1 protein-coding gene is annotated in these 1,182 nt (G+C 62.1%); it reads left to right on the top strand.

Features of this window, described 5'->3' with window-relative positions; translation table 11 throughout:
• Nucleotides 1-565: 565 nt before the first annotated feature.
• On the top strand, nucleotides 566-1,182 hold a 617-nt coding region (locus AC3AYF_RS15775; RefSeq protein WP_487779979.1), incomplete at its 3' end, for a LacI family DNA-binding transcriptional regulator.

The raw sequence follows: 1,182 nt of genomic DNA, 5'->3' as shown, positions 1-1,182 counted from the left end.
CGCCCACCAGCCGGTGGGGCACGAAGGCGGTGCCGGCGATGTCGAGGGTCAGCAGCCGCTGGGACTGCGACAGGTCGATGTCGAAGGTGTCGAGAAGGTCGTTGAGCATGTTCTCTTCCTGATGACGGGACTCAGGTTTTCGTGTGGCCTGGGCAATCGGCTAGCGATGACCCTACATGATGCCATCCGGTAGGATAATGCAGATTACTAGAAAGGTTTGTAAGAGAATTGCCATTGATGACTAAGATTTTTGATGAAGTGACGGCTCTCTCGCTGAATGCCTGAGCCACTCAATCAGACCGAGCCCCATCGATCAGCACCGCCAAGGGCCGGCTGGCGGCGGCCATGCTGCTCGATCTCGAACCCCGCCGCTCGCGCATGCTCGGGACGGAACTACTGATCGGTGACAGCGCGCCCTGACGCCCTCGATGCCGGTGGCGCGCCACCGTTCACGGGTCGGGATATTACGACCATGGGCCCAGAGAGCCTGCCAGCACCGGCGTGTTAATCTACTTCGAAAGTTACCGGTAACCACCGGACACAAGAATCGATTCCGGGGATTGTCATGCCACGTCGTTCCTCTGGGCGAGTGACGCTTCAACACATCGCCGACCGTGTCGGCGTCACCAAGATCACGGTGTCACGGGCCCTGCGGGAGCCCCATCGGGTTTCAGCCGCCTTGCGATTGCGCATCGAATCCGCCATCGCCGAGCTCGGCTACATTCCCAATCATTCCGCCGGCGCCCTGGCCAGCGGTCGGTCGCATAGCGTTGCCCTGTTGATTCCGTCGCTCTCCAACTCGGTGTTCTCGGAAATCCAGCGGGGGGGCCAGGAAGGACTGAGTGAAGCGGGTTATCAGGTACTGATCGGTCATACCGGCTATTCGATCCTGGAAGAGGAACGCCTGATCGACACCTACTTGAGCTACGGCGTCGAGGCGCTGATTCTGCCCGGCACCCGCCACACCGATCATGCCTGTCGCCTGCTGGCGCGAGCCCGGGTGCCGGTGGTCGAGACGCTGGAGCTCACCGAGACGCCGCTGGACATCAACGTCGGGCTGGACCAGCACGAAGCCGGCGTGGCGATGACGCAGGCGTTTCTCGAGCGGGGCTATCGACGAGTCGGCTTTCTCGGCGCGCGCATGGATCACCGCGCGCAACTGCGCATGGCGGGATGGGAGAC

The organism is Salinicola sp., assembly GCF_982684285.1.
Note: the sequence above shows the minus strand (reverse complement) of the source record. Positions and strands in the feature narration are given on the sequence as shown.